Source organism: Chryseobacterium jejuense, assembly GCF_900100075.1.
Lineage (GTDB): Bacteria > Bacteroidota > Bacteroidia > Flavobacteriales > Weeksellaceae > Chryseobacterium > Chryseobacterium jejuense.
In genome coordinates this window covers 1-1,555 of the sequence record NZ_FNEG01000017.1, presented here as the reverse complement: position 1 = coordinate 1,555, position 1,555 = coordinate 1, and the positions used below count along the sequence as shown (strand labels likewise).

At 41.8% G+C, this 1,555-nt stretch carries 1 protein-coding gene; it reads right to left on the bottom strand.

Annotated features, from left to right (window positions below):
* On the bottom strand, positions 1-1,553 hold a 1,553-nt coding region (locus BLS98_RS22985), incomplete at its 3' end, for a type VI secretion system Vgr family protein (RefSeq protein ID WP_089739860.1).
* Between the last annotated feature and the right edge of the window lie 2 nt (positions 1,554-1,555).

Sequence of the window (1,555 nt, the reverse complement as noted above, 5' to 3'; positions counted from 1 at the left end):
TTACCACTCTTATCTGTGATGATAATGCTTTCATCTTCAGTGAAAACAATTCTATGTCCGCTTCTCGTTTGGATTGATTTTACACGGTTGTCTGCTCCTCCACCAAGGCCAACTCCTCCATGAAACATTCCTCCCATTACAAACGGACGGTCAGGGTGGCTGTGAACAAAGTTTACCATTACCTGATCTCCTATTTCGGGGATTGCTACATAGCCACGGTTTTGAGTAATCTGGTCAGTGCCTCCGGCATCAGGACTCATCATTCTTACAAAGTGAGTGGTATCATTCATCTGCCAGTCGAATCTTACCTGTACTCTTCCCTGTCCTTCAGGATCGGCATTGGCTATTACCGTTGCAATCTGCGGCTGTGCAATAGGAACTGTAAATTCAGGTTTGGGTAAAAATCCTGTATCTGCGGCTATAGATTCAAAGCTGCCTTTATAGTGTCCGATGGTATCTATTTCATGAACGGCTTCCGTTACCATTACTTTGGTAAAATAAGAGGTCTCATTACTGTCCGGTTTTCTCATGTGAATATCTAATACACATCCAGGATGAAGGAAAGGTACCGTTGTGGAACCTGAAACGGAAAATACACTCACCGCTTCACTTCCGGAGCTACTTTTCTGAGAGTTTTCTACATCTAAGTGAGTGGTTGCCTTAATAGGTGCCACCTGAAGTGCAGGGGTCTTATAGATTTTATCGTTATGGCTGTAGGCAGTTTTTGCAAGATCTCCTAAATGGTTAATCGGAGTACCTCCTGAGGTCAGTTTTTCATTTTTACTACTGTTGTAACCGTAATACTGGGGTTTTGTATGAACAGCTTTTAATTCTACCCTGATATCATCAGCATTACTGCCGTAAATAAGCTTTATAGGCTTGTTCTGAGGGGGAAGTTTTCCAAAGTGAAGGACTTCTCCATCATAGTAAAATTGTTCGCCATAGGCTTCAGCCATTCTTGCAAGATAGTTATAGTGGGTCTCGTTATATTGGCTGCTGTAGATAATCTGAGAATAATCGTTTGTGTCTACTCTGATGTCAAAGCGCCCTTTATCAATTCCTTGTTTGATGACTTCTTCAGCAATGATTCCCATATTAACGGGCTGCCCGCCTCCAAAGCTCTGGATATGGGGTGCTCCATCCAATAAAATGGTTGGACTGTATCCCGAAAGTACAATATTACCAAGGCTCATCTTTTCCTGGCTAAAACCTACTTTGGTAATCAGTCCTACGAAGTTTCTTTCGGGACTGTTATCAATATCTTTATAGGAAATAATAGCAGTAAGACGTTTTCCCAAAAACTTATTAGCCTCCTCCAGGGTATGGCTTTGTCTGTCTTCCAATGTATCGTGAGCAAGGGTAAGACTGAATTCGTGATGGTGACTCGCTTTTTGCTTAAGCGTGAAATGTTTATAATACTTAATAATTTTTCCCTCCACTACCAGTGAAAGTTTTACCAACCGGTTGATCCCTGCATGATGGTTTTCAGATACGCCATCAGCATTTTGTGATGGGCGGAAAGAAGAACCCTTTGTCTTTGTTTCGGTTTTCATAT